The 14,543-nt window shown below is 37.8% G+C and carries 20 protein-coding genes and 1 tRNA gene; 2 read left to right on the top strand and 19 right to left on the bottom strand.

Features of this window, described 5'->3' with window-relative positions; genetic code table 11:
* Window positions 1-74: 74 nt before the first annotated feature.
* The 6 genes from ABN236_RS11795 to ppiB form a co-directional block, all read right to left on the bottom strand.
* A complete protein-coding gene (locus ABN236_RS11795; protein ID WP_194951058.1) occupies window positions 75-1,100 on the bottom strand; it encodes a mechanosensitive ion channel family protein in 1,026 nt (341 codons plus the stop codon).
* A 67-nt stretch (window positions 1,101-1,167) separates the two neighbouring features.
* Window positions 1,168-2,427 carry an MFS transporter gene (locus tag ABN236_RS11790; protein WP_349474051.1) on the bottom strand — a complete coding sequence of 420 codons (1,260 nt, stop codon included), beginning with the start codon at window positions 2,425-2,427 and terminating at the stop codon, window positions 1,168-1,170.
* Between the two features lie 123 nt (window positions 2,428-2,550).
* A complete protein-coding gene (purK, locus tag ABN236_RS11785; protein ID WP_349474050.1) occupies window positions 2,551-3,618 on the bottom strand; it encodes a 5-(carboxyamino)imidazole ribonucleotide synthase in 1,068 nt (355 codons plus the stop codon).
* The gene (purE, locus tag ABN236_RS11780) at window positions 3,615-4,136 is read right to left on the bottom strand and encodes a 5-(carboxyamino)imidazole ribonucleotide mutase (protein WP_088494797.1); all 522 of its coding nucleotides are present in this window, start codon (window positions 4,134-4,136) and stop codon (window positions 3,615-3,617) included. Before purE ends, purK begins: the two co-directional genes overlap by 4 nt.
* Before the next feature lie 134 nt (window positions 4,137-4,270).
* Complete coding sequence (locus ABN236_RS11775; RefSeq protein ID WP_194951055.1) at window positions 4,271-4,993, bottom strand: UDP-2,3-diacylglucosamine diphosphatase; 723 nt, start codon at window positions 4,991-4,993, stop codon at window positions 4,271-4,273.
* 12 nt (window positions 4,994-5,005) lie between these two features.
* A complete protein-coding gene (gene ppiB, locus ABN236_RS11770; RefSeq protein ID WP_006533972.1) occupies window positions 5,006-5,500 on the bottom strand; it encodes a peptidylprolyl isomerase B in 495 nt (164 codons plus the stop codon).
* A gap of 375 nt (window positions 5,501-5,875) precedes the next feature.
* Here ppiB and cysS point away from each other — a divergent pair, with 375 nt between their 5' ends.
* On the top strand, window positions 5,876-7,267 hold the full coding sequence (gene cysS, locus ABN236_RS11765) for a cysteine--tRNA ligase (protein WP_349474049.1): 1,392 nt from the start codon (window positions 5,876-5,878) through the stop codon (window positions 7,265-7,267).
* A gap of 89 nt (window positions 7,268-7,356) precedes the next feature.
* Here cysS and ABN236_RS11760 read toward each other — a convergent pair whose 3' ends face one another.
* The 4 genes from ABN236_RS11760 to folD form a co-directional block, all read right to left on the bottom strand.
* Complete coding sequence (locus ABN236_RS11760; protein WP_349474048.1) at window positions 7,357-7,800, bottom strand: hypothetical protein; 444 nt, start codon at window positions 7,798-7,800, stop codon at window positions 7,357-7,359.
* A gap of 237 nt (window positions 7,801-8,037) precedes the next feature.
* The gene (gene fruK, locus ABN236_RS11755) at window positions 8,038-8,979 is read right to left on the bottom strand and encodes a 1-phosphofructokinase (RefSeq protein ID WP_088494801.1); all 942 of its coding nucleotides are present in this window, start codon (window positions 8,977-8,979) and stop codon (window positions 8,038-8,040) included.
* Between the two features lie 652 nt (window positions 8,980-9,631).
* Entirely contained in the window at window positions 9,632-9,844 is a 213-nt protein-coding gene (ybcJ, locus tag ABN236_RS11750; RefSeq protein WP_088494802.1) for a ribosome-associated protein YbcJ, read from the bottom strand.
* Window positions 9,845-9,847: 3 nt separating this feature from the next.
* Window positions 9,848-10,720 (bottom strand): bifunctional methylenetetrahydrofolate dehydrogenase/methenyltetrahydrofolate cyclohydrolase FolD, encoded by an 873-nt coding sequence (gene folD, locus ABN236_RS11745; protein ID WP_075673948.1) that lies wholly within the window; start codon window positions 10,718-10,720, stop codon window positions 9,848-9,850.
* A gap of 190 nt (window positions 10,721-10,910) precedes the next feature.
* On the opposite strand from folD, the gene ABN236_RS11740 reads away from it, so the two are divergent.
* Window positions 10,911-10,987: transfer RNA gene (locus tag ABN236_RS11740), tRNA-Arg, on the top strand.
* Between the two features lie 76 nt (window positions 10,988-11,063).
* Here the strand turns inward: ABN236_RS11740 and ABN236_RS11735 are convergent.
* From ABN236_RS11735 to ABN236_RS11695, 9 genes are read right to left on the bottom strand one after another with little or no spacing between them, the layout of a single operon-like run.
* Window positions 11,064-11,252 (bottom strand): helix-turn-helix transcriptional regulator, encoded by a 189-nt coding sequence (locus ABN236_RS11735; protein WP_255311101.1) that lies wholly within the window; start codon window positions 11,250-11,252, stop codon window positions 11,064-11,066.
* Entirely contained in the window at window positions 11,249-11,566 is a 318-nt protein-coding gene (locus tag ABN236_RS11730) for a hypothetical protein (protein ID WP_349474047.1), read from the bottom strand. Before ABN236_RS11730 ends, ABN236_RS11735 begins: the two co-directional genes overlap by 4 nt.
* Window positions 11,553-11,951 (bottom strand): hypothetical protein, encoded by a 399-nt coding sequence (locus ABN236_RS11725; protein ID WP_349474046.1) that lies wholly within the window; start codon window positions 11,949-11,951, stop codon window positions 11,553-11,555. The genes ABN236_RS11730 and ABN236_RS11725 overlap by 14 nt, the downstream gene beginning before the upstream one ends.
* Window positions 11,938-12,189, bottom strand: coding sequence for a hypothetical protein (locus ABN236_RS11720; RefSeq protein ID WP_349474045.1), 252 nt, complete (start codon window positions 12,187-12,189; stop codon window positions 11,938-11,940). Before ABN236_RS11720 ends, ABN236_RS11725 begins: the two co-directional genes overlap by 14 nt.
* Complete coding sequence (locus ABN236_RS11715) at window positions 12,182-12,733, bottom strand: hypothetical protein (RefSeq protein ID WP_349474044.1); 552 nt, start codon at window positions 12,731-12,733, stop codon at window positions 12,182-12,184. Before ABN236_RS11715 ends, ABN236_RS11720 begins: the two co-directional genes overlap by 8 nt.
* Window positions 12,733-13,464: a DNA-binding protein gene (locus tag ABN236_RS11710; RefSeq protein ID WP_349474043.1), complete on the bottom strand. Its 732-nt coding sequence runs from the start codon at window positions 13,462-13,464 to the stop codon at window positions 12,733-12,735. The genes ABN236_RS11715 and ABN236_RS11710 overlap by 1 nt, the downstream gene beginning before the upstream one ends.
* 9 nt (window positions 13,465-13,473) lie before the next feature.
* The gene (locus tag ABN236_RS11705; RefSeq protein ID WP_349474042.1) at window positions 13,474-13,956 is read right to left on the bottom strand and encodes a hypothetical protein; all 483 of its coding nucleotides are present in this window, start codon (window positions 13,954-13,956) and stop codon (window positions 13,474-13,476) included.
* Complete coding sequence (locus ABN236_RS11700) at window positions 13,953-14,159, bottom strand: hypothetical protein (protein ID WP_349474041.1); 207 nt, start codon at window positions 14,157-14,159, stop codon at window positions 13,953-13,955. Before ABN236_RS11700 ends, ABN236_RS11705 begins: the two co-directional genes overlap by 4 nt.
* Window positions 14,146-14,499, bottom strand: a complete 354-nt coding sequence (locus ABN236_RS11695; RefSeq protein WP_349474040.1) for a hypothetical protein — start codon at window positions 14,497-14,499, stop codon at window positions 14,146-14,148. The genes ABN236_RS11700 and ABN236_RS11695 overlap by 14 nt, the downstream gene beginning before the upstream one ends.
* Window positions 14,500-14,543: the final 44 nt, after the last annotated feature.

Below are 14,543 nucleotides of genomic sequence, written 5' to 3'. Positions count from 1 at the left end.
AAGCGCATAAACCACCACTTTGATAAGTGAGTGAATGGATAAGTCTATGAGAAAATAAACTTATCCATTTTCTATTATTGGGTAATTGGAGAAGGTTTTTCGATATAGACCGTTTGAGATGGAAAGGCAAAATCTGCGCCATGTTTATGCACAATCTCAATTATCTTTAAATAGACTTCTTGCTGCGCTTCAAGCCACTGTGCCCACACTGTTGTTTTGGTAAAACAATACACCATGATATTGAGTGAAGAGTCTGCAAATTGATTAAAATAGACTAACAACGTTTGTTGCGTGTCGATTTTGTTATTTTGCATCAGCATGGTGCGAATATCTTCAACGATAACGCCTATTTTATCTGAATCCTCATAACGTAAACCAATTTCAGTTTGAATACGTCGATTAGTCATTCTTCCCGGGTTTTCCACACTAATAGAGGAAAAAATCGAGTTGGGAATATAAAGCGGTCGATGATCAAATGTGATGATTTTGGTAATACGCCAGCCAATTTCGACTACAGTACCTTCAATATTACGATCAGGAGATCGTACCCAATCACCAATATTAAAAGGGCGATCGAAATAGAGCATGACGCCAGAGAAAAGATTACTTAAGACATCTTTACTTGCCATGCCAATGGCGATCCCACCTAATCCGCCAAATGTCATTAAGCCAGATAAGCTCATACCAAAATGCTCACCGAACAATAAAATGATAATGACAAATAGAGTGATTTTAAATATACGAGAAATAATACGAGCAGAAGTAGGATCACTGCCTTTTTTAATTTGAGCTTTTTCTAACCGATTAATTAGTAAGAAAAATTTCCGCATTAAAATTAATGCAATGCCGACATAGGTGAAAAAGTTAATCATCCTAAAGGAGATAAAGTGGAGATTAAAATCGACCACAGCCATTTCACAATATTGGCTTAAGATAAGCACTAAACTACAAAGCAAGATAGCTTGGCTGATATGAATAATAATATTTCTACGACGTTTTTTCTTTTTGTCATGAAAAAGAGATACGACGACAAAACCAACAAAACAGGCTAAAGCTATGCCAACACCTATTGAGTATTTTATTATTAATGCATCATTCATCAGCTTAACGTCTCCTTAGAAAATGCGTTCTTATAATACGAAACTCACTATCTTGCTTATTTAATGGTTACTTTTCTTGTTCACTTGCATGCTGAAATTTAGGGTAGACGGGTGGTTTCATAAACAGTGTGACCGCTAAAATCAGTAAAACAGGGATGGTTAAAATCAAGAATGCAGGTGTGAAACTACCTGAAATATCTTTGATTGCCCCAGCAAAGAAAGGTGCTAAACAAGCCAGTGTTGAAATTAAATTCATCACTGAAAATAGCTCAAGGTAAGGAGAGCGACCAAAATAGTTAGCAAGCAAAATACTTGATGCTAAGAACGTCATGCCATAACCGATACCGACACAAACCGTAAATAAGATCAGGTAAACCCAAGAATTAGCCATACTTAGCGCGAGCAAGCCAATGATAATAATGCTTAAACTTGCGATAAGTAATTTTTTAGGTTCTAACCATTCACCAATAGCTCCACCCGCTAAGCGTGAAAAAGCATTGATAAAAGCCATACTACTTAAGAGTGTTGCAGCAATAGTTTCACCAAAACCATTTTCAATAATATGTGCAACAGCAAAACTATTGACCGTGATCCCACACCATAAAAAGGCCGTGTAAGTAGCTGCAATAACATAAAATTGCCATGTTCTTAAAGCATGACGAGCCGTCCAAATCTCTTTAGTTTGATAGATACGTTTTGTGGTTTGAAGTTGGCTAATTTTTTTGGCGTGCTCTTGCTCTTTTGTGCCTTCGCGTAAAAATAAGATAGTGAGAAGAGTAACAACAGTGAGTGTGATCGCTGAAATCAGCCAGTGCATTCGCCATGTATGCCATAAATGGGTTGCTAAAAAGTAGATCCAAGGTCCAGCAACACCACCTAATCCACCAATGGTAAAATAGACACCAAAGGCAAAAGATTGTTTTTCAAATAAGCGGGAAATAACATAAGTACCGGGTACGGTAGCCAGTAGCGTAAATCCAATACCTAACAGTGCAGTACCGAGAAAATAACGCGAAATAGTGTATGTTTCATAAAGAAAATAGAAACCACTGACAAAAATAATCAATCCAATAAGTAATGTAAGACGAACGCTTAATTTACGGATCAGCAATGTAGGTAAAAAACTCGCAAGACCACAGGTTAATCCTAATAACGTAAAGCCAAGGCCTGCTTGAGTCCAGTTCCACTCTAGCTCGTTTATCATACTAGGGAGAACAACACCTAAAGAAGTAAATGTGGTTGCGGTAGCTAAAAAATACACAAAGCCCAATAATATCAGCATACTCCACTGATAAACGGGACCAAAAATCTGTTGCGTGGCTTGCATCCTGACTCCATCAAATGGGTGCAGTAACCTGAATAATCAGGAGAAAATAGCGAATAACAGACCTCTTTATCTAAGGTCTGTTCGTTTAAAGGCTATTATTCTCTAACTTTATGAGTCGGACTGCTAGCTTAATTTTTCTAAAGCCCATTTGATAGGGTACTGATAGGCATCATCAAGCATCAAGCTTAATGATTTGAGAGTCTCTTTCAGCGGTTGATTATCGCGATGTACAAGATTGAGATGACCCACTTTGCGGACAGGGCGAACTTCTTTTTCATACCAATGTAAATGAACTAATGGTAATGAAAGCCATTGAGGGTTGACATCAGTACCAATCAAATTAACCATTACTGCTGGTTGGCAAACTTCAGGTTTTGGCATAGGTAAATCTAAAATTGCACGCAGATGTAACTCAAACTGGCTAATTGAGGCACCATTTTGTGTCCAATGACCACTGTTATGAACTCGAGGGGCTAATTCGTTAATAAGTAATTTATCACCAACGATAAAGCACTCCATCGCCATTACACCCACATAATTGAGTTTATTAAGGATGGCAGTCAGCATTTTTTCCGCTGATTGTTGTAGTTTTGACGCAGGTGTTGGTAAGGCGACACTCATGCGTAAAATGCCATCTTGATGCAGGTTGTGAGTCAAAGGGTAGAAAACACAATTTCCGTTACTATCTCTTGCACCTACTAATGACACTTCACCTGAAAAAGGAATACCTTGCTCAACAATACATTCACCATAAATTTCAGCAGGTAATTGTTGTTCTTCACCGGGATGAATACGCCATTGACCACGACCGTCATAACCACCAACACGGCGCTTTACAATAATAAAATCACCCAATTGAGTGAAGATATCAGGCCATTGTGTTGGTGACGTTAATGGTTGCCAAGGTGCGGTTGCTAAACCTAGTTCATCAAGAAGTTGTTTTTGAGGCAATCTATCGGCAAGCAATGGGAAAATATCACGGTTTATAAAGTTAGTATGACGCTCTAATTCTTTGGTGAGTGCGGTTTCAGGCCAGCGCTCAATTTCAGCTGTGATTATACTTTTTTGATAGGGAACGGCTTCAGGCTCTGCATCTAATCCGACTGGGTAAACTGCAATTCCTAAAGGCTCACCGGCTTGTCTTAGCATTCGTCCTAATTGACCATTTCCAAGAACACAAACTGGCTTCATAGTGCCTCCCTTGGATCAGGGTTATTTAAGACATCATCAGTTTGTGCTGTACGCCATGCTGTTAGTGCTTCAAAAATAGTAGGGGAGTGTAATGCTAAAATTTGAGCGGCTAATAAAGCGGCATTGGCGGCACCTGCTTTACCAATCGCTAATGTTCCCACAGGAATACCTTTCGGCATTTGCACAATAGAGTAAAGGCTATCAACACCGCTTAATGCAGCACTTTGAACAGGAACTCCTAATACTGGGACGAGCGTTTTTGCTGCGAGCATACCCGGTAAATGGGCAGCACCACCTGCTCCTGCAATAATGACATCAAAGCCATTACTTTTGGCTTGTTCTGCAAAGCTAAATAGCTTATCAGGGGTACGGTGTGCAGAGACAATCTCAACATGATAAGGAAGTTGTAGTGCGTCTAGTACATCAGCGGCATGAGACATTGTTGCCCAGTCGCTTTTAGAGCCCATTACAATAGCGATACGAGCGGAAGAGGTATTTAGACCGACTTGAGAAGACATTACTTAACTGCTCCTGTAAGCATAAACGGATATAGCCTAATAAACTGAGCATGATAGTATCACGCTAACACGCATAGGAAAACGTTTGCGTAAAGAAAAAACAGCCTTTTTATGAAGAAAATAAGCAAAACAACTTAGAAGGGGAAATGAATAAGTTCTATTTTTTCAGCTGTCACTTTAAACATAGAACCTTCAGTATGCCAAGCACCTAATACACCACGATAATGTATTTTATCATCAATATTAACAGTGTGAATTGCTGGACGATGAGTATGACCGTGGATCATCCATTCTGTATTGAAATGCTTAAAAGTATCAATCACAGCCTGTGGGTTAACATCCATAATGGCATCAGACTTATACTGATTTTCGTGCTGGCTACGCGAACGCATTTTGTCAGCGATACGCAGTCGAATAAATAAAGGCAGTAGTGAGAATAAGCGCTGAATAAATTTATTATGCACTTTTTTACGGTAACGTTGATACGCTTCATCATCTGTACAAAGTGTATCACCGTGCAAAATTAGGATGCGATGCTTCTCAATTTCGAGCACTTTTTCTTGTGGAAGTAAGGTGATACCACTCTCTTTTGCAAAACGAGAGCCAATTAAAAAATCACGGTTTCCATGAATAAAATAACAAGGTACTCCTGCATTTTTTAGCGTCATCAGAGCTTGAGCAATTTGTTGATGCAAAGGATTAGGATCATCGTCACCTATCCAAAAATCAAAAAAATCACCTAAGATATAAAGTGCTTTTGCATGAATAGCTTGTTCTTTTAAAAAGCGAAGAAAACCGGCAGTGATTGCCGGTTCATGTTCACTTAAATGCAGGTCTGCAATAAAAAGCGTACACATAAAAAGTGAGGCTTATTCGCTAACCGTTACACTTTTAATGACGATATCTTCACGAGGAACATCTTGGTGGAAACCGCTACGACCAGTGGAAACCGCTTTAATTTTATCAACAACGTCCATGCCTTCAACAACTTCAGCAAAGACACAATATCCCCAACCATTTGCATTTTCAGCACGGAAGTTTAAGAAATCGTTGTCTGCAACGTTGATAAAAAATTGAGCAGTAGCAGAATGAGGATCGTTTGTACGAGCCATTGCTAATGTACCGCGGTTGTTTGCTAGGCCATTGTTTGCTTCGTTTCTTACAGGTGCTTTGGTCGCTTTTTGGTTCATACCTGGTTCAAAGCCACCACCTTGGATCATAAAACCATTGATGACACGGTGGAAAATAGTGTTATCGTAGAATCCTTCTTTACAGTAGTCTAAAAAATTTTCTACGGTTGCAGGTGCTTTGTCTGCAAATGTATTAATCACGATATCGCCGTAATTGGTATGAAAAGTAACCATATTCAGATCCTAATATAATTTTAGCTTTACCCAGATTTGGGCATAAACAACAGTCCCGTTTTTATATCACAGTTGCCTAATTTAGTCAGTATGCATCTTTTTCTCGCTCTACTTTTTCTTGCCAAATAAATCAGTAATAGAAAGAAAAAACACTTTTCGCCAAAATTTAGCCAAATAATAGAAGTTTGATTGTTCACTATCAACGATTGAACAGTGAAAATAAGCGTTAAGCAGAGTAAGATAAAAGCTCTGATCTTGCGTTTGCTTTGACTGCAAGATCCAATATCCTTATTAATATCATGCTATAGTAGTTGTTATTTTCTTTTATATAAAAACGTAATAAACACGTACAGTTGAAAACGGGAACGTCCACTGATGCTAAAGATTTTTAATACTCTCACTCGCCAAAAAGAAGAATTTAAACCTATCCATGCAGGAAAAATAGGTATGTACGTGTGTGGCATCACTATTTATGACTTATGCCATATTGGTCATGGACGTACATTTGTGGCTTTTGACGCCATAACCCGTTATCTGCGTTACTTAGGATACGATGTTAACTATGTTCGTAACGTAACGGATGTGGATGATAAAATCATCAAACGTGCGATTGAAAATAATGAAACATGTGAGCAATTAACGACTCGTATGTTAGCTGAAATGCATAAAGATTTTGATGCATTAAATATTGCTCGCCCTGATTCAGAGCCGCGTGCAACACACCATATTGCTGAAATTATTGAATTAACAGAAGCGTTAATTAAACGTGGACATGCTTACGTTGCCGACAATGGCGATGTAATGTTTGCGATTGATACCGATCCTGATTATGGCTTACTTTCTCGCCAAGATTTAGAGCAACTACAAGCCGGTGCTCGTGTTGAAGTGGCTAACGTAAAACGTAATCCAATGGATTTCGTCTTATGGAAAATGTCTAAACCGAGTGAACCAAGCTGGGAGTCTCCTTGGGGAGAAGGTCGTCCGGGTTGGCATATCGAATGTTCTGCGATGAATGGTAAAGAATTAGGACATCATTTTGATATTCATGGTGGTGGTTCAGACTTAATGTTCCCTCATCATGAAAATGAGATTGCACAATCAACTTGTGCCCATGATGGTCCTTACGTTAATTACTGGATGCACTCGGGTATGGTGATGGTAGACAAAGAAAAAATGTCTAAATCACTTAATAACTTTTTTACTATTCGTGATGTATTGGCTTATTACGATGCTGAAACCGTGCGTTACTTCTTATTATCAGGCCATTATCGTAGTCAACTTAACTACACTGAAGAAAACTTAAAACAGGCTCGTACTGCATTAGAGCGCCTCTATACTTCATTACGTGGAACTGATGCGAATGCACAGCCTGCGGGTGGCGAAGCGTTTGAAGCGCAATTTATTGATGCAATGAACGATGATTTCAATACACCAGAAGCTTATTCAGTTTTGTTTGATTTAGCGCGTGAAGTGAATCGCCTCAAATCAGTTGATATGAATGCAGCTAATGGCTTAGCGGCAGTGTTACGTAAACTTGCTAAGGTATTAGGCTTATTAGAGCAAGAGCCAGAGTACTTCCTACAAAGTGGCGCTAAAGCGGATGATGCTGGTGAAGTTGAAAAAATTGAATCATTAATTCAACAGCGTAACGATGCTCGTAAAAACAAAGATTGGGCTGCGGCTGATGTTGCTCGTGATGCATTAACAGCGATGGGCATTGTTTTAGAAGATGGTCCTCAAGGAACAGTTTGGCGTCGTAATAATTAATACAATGATTGAGTAATTACACTTAATACGTGTTTAATATAAAAATATCGGATATTTAATATCCGATATTTTTTTGTCTGATGATTATTTTATTGACTAATAATACTGGTTTCTCTTTCGCTATCTTTTTGTTTATCTTCAAAATAAGCAATCACATTTTCAGAGAAAAAAAGCCGATGCGTTAAGATAACGATAATAGAAAAAACAACAAAGCCAATTTCTGACATATTTGTCAATGACATCGAAATACTAAGTATAAAAAAGAGTGAAATAGATAAACATACCCATGAGATTTTCAAAAAAGAGTAAGCATTTTTACTGTTTCTAGCGAGTTTTATCCATGCTGTAACTTGCATTATCATCGTTATAATTAGACACAGCATGATGAACAAACCCACAAGCATTGTTTGACCGCCACCCATTGCCATTGCTAATAAATAAATTGGTGCCCCGGCAACTAATATAAATAAACTGAAACCTAAAAATAATACCGAAATAACTTGGATCCATAAAAGTACTATGGGCCTTTCCATAACTTCTCCTAAAAACAGAAATAAGTTTTTATTGGCTTTAGAATATCTTTATTAATTTTTATTAAAGTGAAGTTTATCGAATAAATAGAAAAAATAAAGTTTGATTTAATAATAAACAAATATTAATCAATTAAAGAGATTCTATTTTAGAGTCTTTATAACATAGCGTTAATATATTTAATGAAGGCAGTGGTAATTCTACTTAATATCATTCAATTTACCACTGAGTGTTATTACTTATAATTTTAGAGGGGTTAATTCTACTTCTGCCATCATTTTTGCTAATTGTTCACGATCGTGAATACCAACATTAGTTTGGCTTACAGCAAGTGCAGAAACAGCAGTAGCAAGACGTAAGGTGTGCTCACTGGTTTGTCGCATCATTAAACCATAAATTAAACCACCCACCATTGAATCTCCAGCACCAACTGTACTTACAACATCACACTTAGGTGGTTTTGCCATCCATGCACCAGATGCATTTACCCACATAGCACCTTGTTCACCTAATGAAATAACAACATGAGCAATACCTTGCTGACGTAATGTTTGTGCCGCTTGTACAACATCAGAAAGCTCAGGTAAAGGTCTGCCAGCCCAAATCTCTAATTCATGATGATTGGGTTTAACCAACCAAGGGGAGGCTTTTAATCCTGCGACAAAAGCATCTCTGCTACTGTCGAAGATCAAGCACATACATTCGCTACGTAAGCGTGTCATCCATGCAGTGAAATCATTGAGATCAACACTCGGAGGAACACTACCGCTGACACAAATCATATCAAATTGACCCGCCCAACTTAGCGTGTCGTTAACAAAGCGAGTCCAGTCTTGTTTTGTAATTTCAAAACCAGAGAAATTGAAGTCAGTCACTTTGCCATTGGGCTCTGTGAGTTTGACATTAATTCGAGTACGGCCTTCAACCATTTGAAAACGGTTCGCGATACCGGAGTCACTAAACTCTTTTTGGAATCCATCTTGATTTTCTTTGCCTAAAAAACCGCCAACAGTAACATCAACGCCAAGGCTTTTTAAAACCTTAGCCACATTGATGCCTTTACCCGCAGCATGGAAGCCAGCCGTTTTAACACGATTAACTTCACCAAGTTCAATGGGATTACTTAAACCGACAAGATCATATGCAGGGTTAAGTGTGATGGTTGCTACTCTGCGTTTCATGCTAGTTCCTTACCTTAAATAAAAGAACAGGCATCGATTTTTGCTGTGATTTAGCAAAGATAGAGATACCTTGAGTGGGTAAGCCGAGCATAAAATCTCCTGTTAGATAAAGGGCAAGAAAGGCTTAAATATCACAAAATAACAACTAAAATAGTATCATCTAGCTGAATCGTTTCAAATTATAACCTGTAATTTAGTACAAACAATGTTCTTTTGCCTAATGAAAGTAGAAATAAATTAGATCTAAATCACATTTAGGGGCATTTAAACATGAATAAACGGATAAAAGTATCAATAAAAAGGGTTGTTGCTGAAGTTTTACAGTAATGGTTAAAAAGTGTTATCCATATATAAAATAATAACTTATAGCACTTCTTTTTATCTATTTTTTTATAAAATGTACAATTTGCTGAACAGCGACAAGTAATTATAACCATAGATTGGCTTAAAAATGATGATCTAAATTTAAATATATTAAATTAATTTTTATGGTTTTATTTTAATTCAATGAGTTATGTTGATTTGTCTTTTTAGAATATAACTAAATAAGAAAAAAGAAGGAGAAAGTGCAGATTAAAGGTAAAAAAGGATTAAAAAGAAAAAAAGCGAGGCTAAGATAGCGACGCTTTTTCAATATTAATTAATTTGCTGATTATTTGCTGACGCTAACGGAAAACTCACCATAGGTGACCACTTTTCCAGCAACAATTTTACAGCGTTTACGGGTTTCAACTTCACCGTCAACGCTCACTAAACCTTCAGCAATGACACTTTTAGCAGAGGCTCCGCTTTCAGTCCAACCTTGAAGTTTTAATAAATCACAAAGCTCGACATAGTCGTGCCCATCTAATTGAAATGTTTCCATCGATTAATTATTTCCTGTTTCAGGGTCGTGGTACTCTTCGCATGCTTGCAAAGTATTTTGAATAAGTGTGGCGACTGTCATTGGACCTACACCACCAGGGACAGGGGAAATCCAGCCTGCACGTTGAGATGCTGCCTCAAAATCAACATCTCCAACAACTTTACCACTTTCGAGACGGTTTATACCGACATCAATCACGATTGCACCCGGTTTAATCCACTCACCAGGAATAAAGTTAGGTTTACCTACCGCCACAACAACTAAATCCGCATGCTCAACATGAAAGCGCAGATCTTTAGTAAAACGGTGAGTAACTGTTGTTGTACAACCCGCAAGTAATAGTTCTAAGCTCATTGGGCGACCAACAATGTTTGATGCACCAATAATAACGGCATTTAAGCCATTCATAGGAATATTACAACGCTCTAGTAGTGTGACAATACCACGAGGTGTGCAAGGGCGTAATTTAGGTGCTCGTTGGCATAGGCGGCCGATATTATAAGGGTGAAAGCCATCCACATCTTTATCAGGATGAATGCGTTCTAAAACCTTAACATTATCAATTCCGGCAGGTAAAGGGAGCTGAACGAGGATACCATCAATGGTGTTGTCTGCATTAAGCTGGTCGATGAGATTTAATAAATCAGCTTCACTGGTAGTATCTGGTAAATCATAAGAGCGAGAAATAAAGCCTACTTCTTCACAAGCGCGGCGTTTACTTCCAACATAAATCTGTGATGCTGGGTTATCACCCACTAAAATAACAGCTAAACCAGGCGCTCGTTTTCCTGCATTAATACGTTGTTTTACTTTTTCTGCAACTTCGCTTCTGATGGTCTGCGCAATCGATTTCCCATCTATAATTCTTGCTGACATCTATACATCCAAATTATTCAATTACGGTATTGGTCTATTTTGTCAGATCAAGAGCAATCTGTCAGTCGAATACTTGCCATATTTTAACCATATAGTTTGATATCGTTGAAAAAGCGTTGACTCTCAGAATGTTGAACGTATAATTCACACCCGTTATCAGCAGTGATTGCTGACGTCTAATCTCTTCTAGGCGCCCTTAGCTCAGTTGGATAGAGCAACGGCCTTCTAAGCCGTAGGTCACAGGTTCGAATCCTGTAGGGCGTACCATTTAAAATCAGCAAGTTAGACGATTTTAAAAAGAAACCCGCAAGAGATGCGGGTCAAGTAACGGGTCAAGTTAGCATTACAGTTTTTCACTTCTAACCCACTCTTCATAGACATGTTCTGGCCAACCTAAAAACGTACCACCTTTTGTTCTTTCTGGTCTGGGAAACTCATTTCGTTTTGCGTACATTCTCCAAATTGTAGGTTTGCTTTTGCCAGTTAACTGGATCATTTCCTTCCACTTAATATATCGAGTTGTAGTTGTCACTTTTTGTCTCCCTTCCTATACCCGTTCTCCATAATATCCCGTGCGATAATCGCTGGTGGGTTATCCCAATGAGCATCAAAAATGATATCGTTTAAATGATATTTGCTAATGTCATCCAATGTCTTAGGCAAATTGTCATGAGGTAATTTTAAATAAATAGAATCACCCGTCATGCTTACTGCAATATCAATGATCTGCTCAGTGGTAAAATCTGTTTTACGATAACCAGCTTTCCAAACTGCATCTGTCATATCACTAGGATCAGCCATGTTGTCTGAAATAAGTTTAATTAAGACAGGATCAGTCGTAATCATGATCTACCTCCAAGACAGAGACTAATTGCGCGCTAGCTTCTGTTTCGGCTTTATTAACAAGTTGCATGAACTCTTCGTGAGTAATGAGCTTTTTAAGTTCAGCAACTAACATTTCATTTCTGAGTATTCGGCGTGAATAATCGACCTCTTTACGTTGGCGTTTTAAGATAGCCAGCTGATCGCAAATCGCTCTACGTTGCCAGTTCAAATATTTACGAGCTGTTTTTGCACGTATCGCCCAATCAGAGTCACTTTCTTGGTGTCTATCTAAACTGGCATCAATACGCATAATAGAAGAGTTGCAATAAGCTAATGCTCTCAGATAGTCTTCAAGTGTTTTTAATTCATCTAAAATTAAGCGGTTATCTTTATCAAACTTCAGCATGGTGAACTCCTTTCGATTTGCGTTTTTTCTTTTTAATAGTCGGTGTTAATTTTGGCTCTGTAACTTGCTTAGGGTTAGGGCGGGGCTTATATACTCCGTCATGGATAAACCGCCTAAAATTTAAGTCATAAAGATAAGGCTCGATATAACAGCACCCGTCATCAAAATGATGAATGGCTTTAATAAGCGGATCGTCATATTCATTAATTTCATGCTCAGTGTTATTCTTCTCAATCATTGTGATACACCTCTACTCGGACAGGCATTACAACGAACTGAGGATTGCCGAACGTAGTATTGACTCCTTCACTAAATTTAAATAAGCAAGTATTTGTCATGCCTGAAGGGTGAAGAGAAACTGCGTTATAACCTCGTACCTTACCGAACATCTTTTCAGGGTAAGAAAGGTAAATAGCCTGCATAGGGGGTAAACAAAGTTCGTATTCAGTTGGGATTACGCGATCTAAATCAGGAAATCGTGCACCTTTATGTGAAACAAGTGCAGAGAACCCCACACGATGACCGTTTTTGTCGCGATGAATAGCAAAAGGCTCTTCAGTAAATTTAATTTCTGTTGTGTTTGCTTTTGCAGGAATAGAACCTCTGAACTCAAGTATTGCATCACGGCGTGTTTTAATGCCATGCTCCATACGCACAGCGACATGTCCGTTAGTCGCTTCAATGTACTTATTGCTGATATGAATACCTTGCAGGTAGTAACGAGGATCGTGTTTAGCCACACAAACTAAAGCCGCACGAAGTAAATGTGTTTGAATAATCATTATTTATCCTCCCAGCCAATTGCCTGAAACAATCCCATTTTAGGATGATGCCAGCGAGTGCCACGTCTCTCGGCTTCATTCATCATTGTCTTGAATGCAGATATAAAATCAGCCTCATGAATAATGGCCATTGGTCTAGGCATACCTTCGGGCGTAAGAATAGTTATTTTATTTTTGCGAACATTGAACTGTTTGGTGAGCGTCTTGCATTTATCCACCGTCATGCCTGATTTAGTTCTTGCCAGAGAGTACCCGATCCAGCCAGCGGGGATGGTTCCTTGCTTTATTTGTTCAACGACTTCATTCACATGTTCAACTTTTTGCTCTACATGAGATATACGGCGTTCGCTTTCTAAGTTAGCCAGCGCCATAGCAGCAATAATTTCTGCCTGTGATTTTGGTTTTGGTTGACTAAGAGACTTTAATGTTGCCAGTACCGAGCGTCTAACCGCTTTTGACTCTCTCATACCAACTAAAGTCATTTGTTCTATGTTTAAATCAATGATGGGGGTTTCATATTTACGAGAAAATCCTAACTCATTGATTTTCTCACAGATATGTTTTTTAGTGTCCTGAAATGTAAGATCGAGTTCGTCTATAACTTTTGCTAGAAAATTTTGATATGTGCTTGATGCTTCTCCTGCTTTATTTCTAGCTGGTGAAATAACGTCATTCCAAAAATCCAAACTAGACATAACAATATCTTTTGGTGTTCCAATTAAATTATTCATATATTTCCCTTAATGAATTAGATTATTTGAGACAGTAGTGCTTAAAAACTGAGTGCCTTTGATAAATACTTCATCAATGAAGTTCTGCATCCATTTTTCACCAGTATCTTTTTCATGTTGGTCATTACTGGTATAGAACCTCCATATAGCTGAGTAGCCATCATTAGGACGCTTCTCTAAGATCATATTTTCAATTTGATGAATCAGGAGCGTTTCAATAATTTCTTCATCAATTGCAATAACGTTATTCTCATGACGAAATGCATAGGTGCTGGCGATCCCTGGTCCAAATCGTATTAGGCAAGAGGTTAAGTATTTATTTGCTTCAATCGTTCTTAAATTATCAACAATGTGCTTAACAAATATCTCTTGTTCTTCTGGTGTTAATTTACGATTTGATTTCATCGCTTCTTTATCTAATAAAGAGGCTGGGAAACCTTTTTCTTTTAAATATTCGATGATTTCATCCGTTGTCATTTTTTTACTATTCACAACAACCCTCCTGGTATTTTAATTTTTGCTTTATCTAAACAACGCTTAGATGATTGATTACTTATTTTTTGTTGATAACTCATTGCGCCTTTGACTGGTGGATCTGCAATAATAAAAGCTTGGTTATATTGCTCTATTGCGCGTCTATAAAAACCTTTCCCCTCTAATTGCTTACCTTTTTTCATGAATTCAGAATACGTCATGATATTTATATTCCTCTCCATTTAAGTAAGGGGGTAAATACTCAACGATATAATCAATCATGAATTTACCCATTTCAGAAATAGAGCCGTTAGATTTATATAAACGCTCATAGGTGTTATAGATATCATTATCACTCCACTTACAACGTTGACGGCAATCTTTTTCTTCATAGATATCACGGAAGAAATTATTTAAATTTTCAAAGTTAATTTCTGTAATAATAGTTTTATTGTTTACCTTTGATTTAAACTCAGCTTTCTTTCCATTTTGTTTAATATAAATAAGCACTGAGTTGATAAAACGCTTTCTTCTTATTTCAAGTAAATTAACTTTATCCATGTTGCTTACTCCTGATTTAGAGCGCAGCAATCCCTAGCATGAAC

It is taken from the genome of Proteus sp. fly-1013 (assembly GCF_040140245.1).
In the GTDB taxonomy this organism is placed as follows: Bacteria; Pseudomonadota; Gammaproteobacteria; order Enterobacterales; family Enterobacteriaceae; genus Proteus; species Proteus mirabilis_B.
This window is presented reverse-complemented; position numbering and strand designations above follow the sequence as displayed.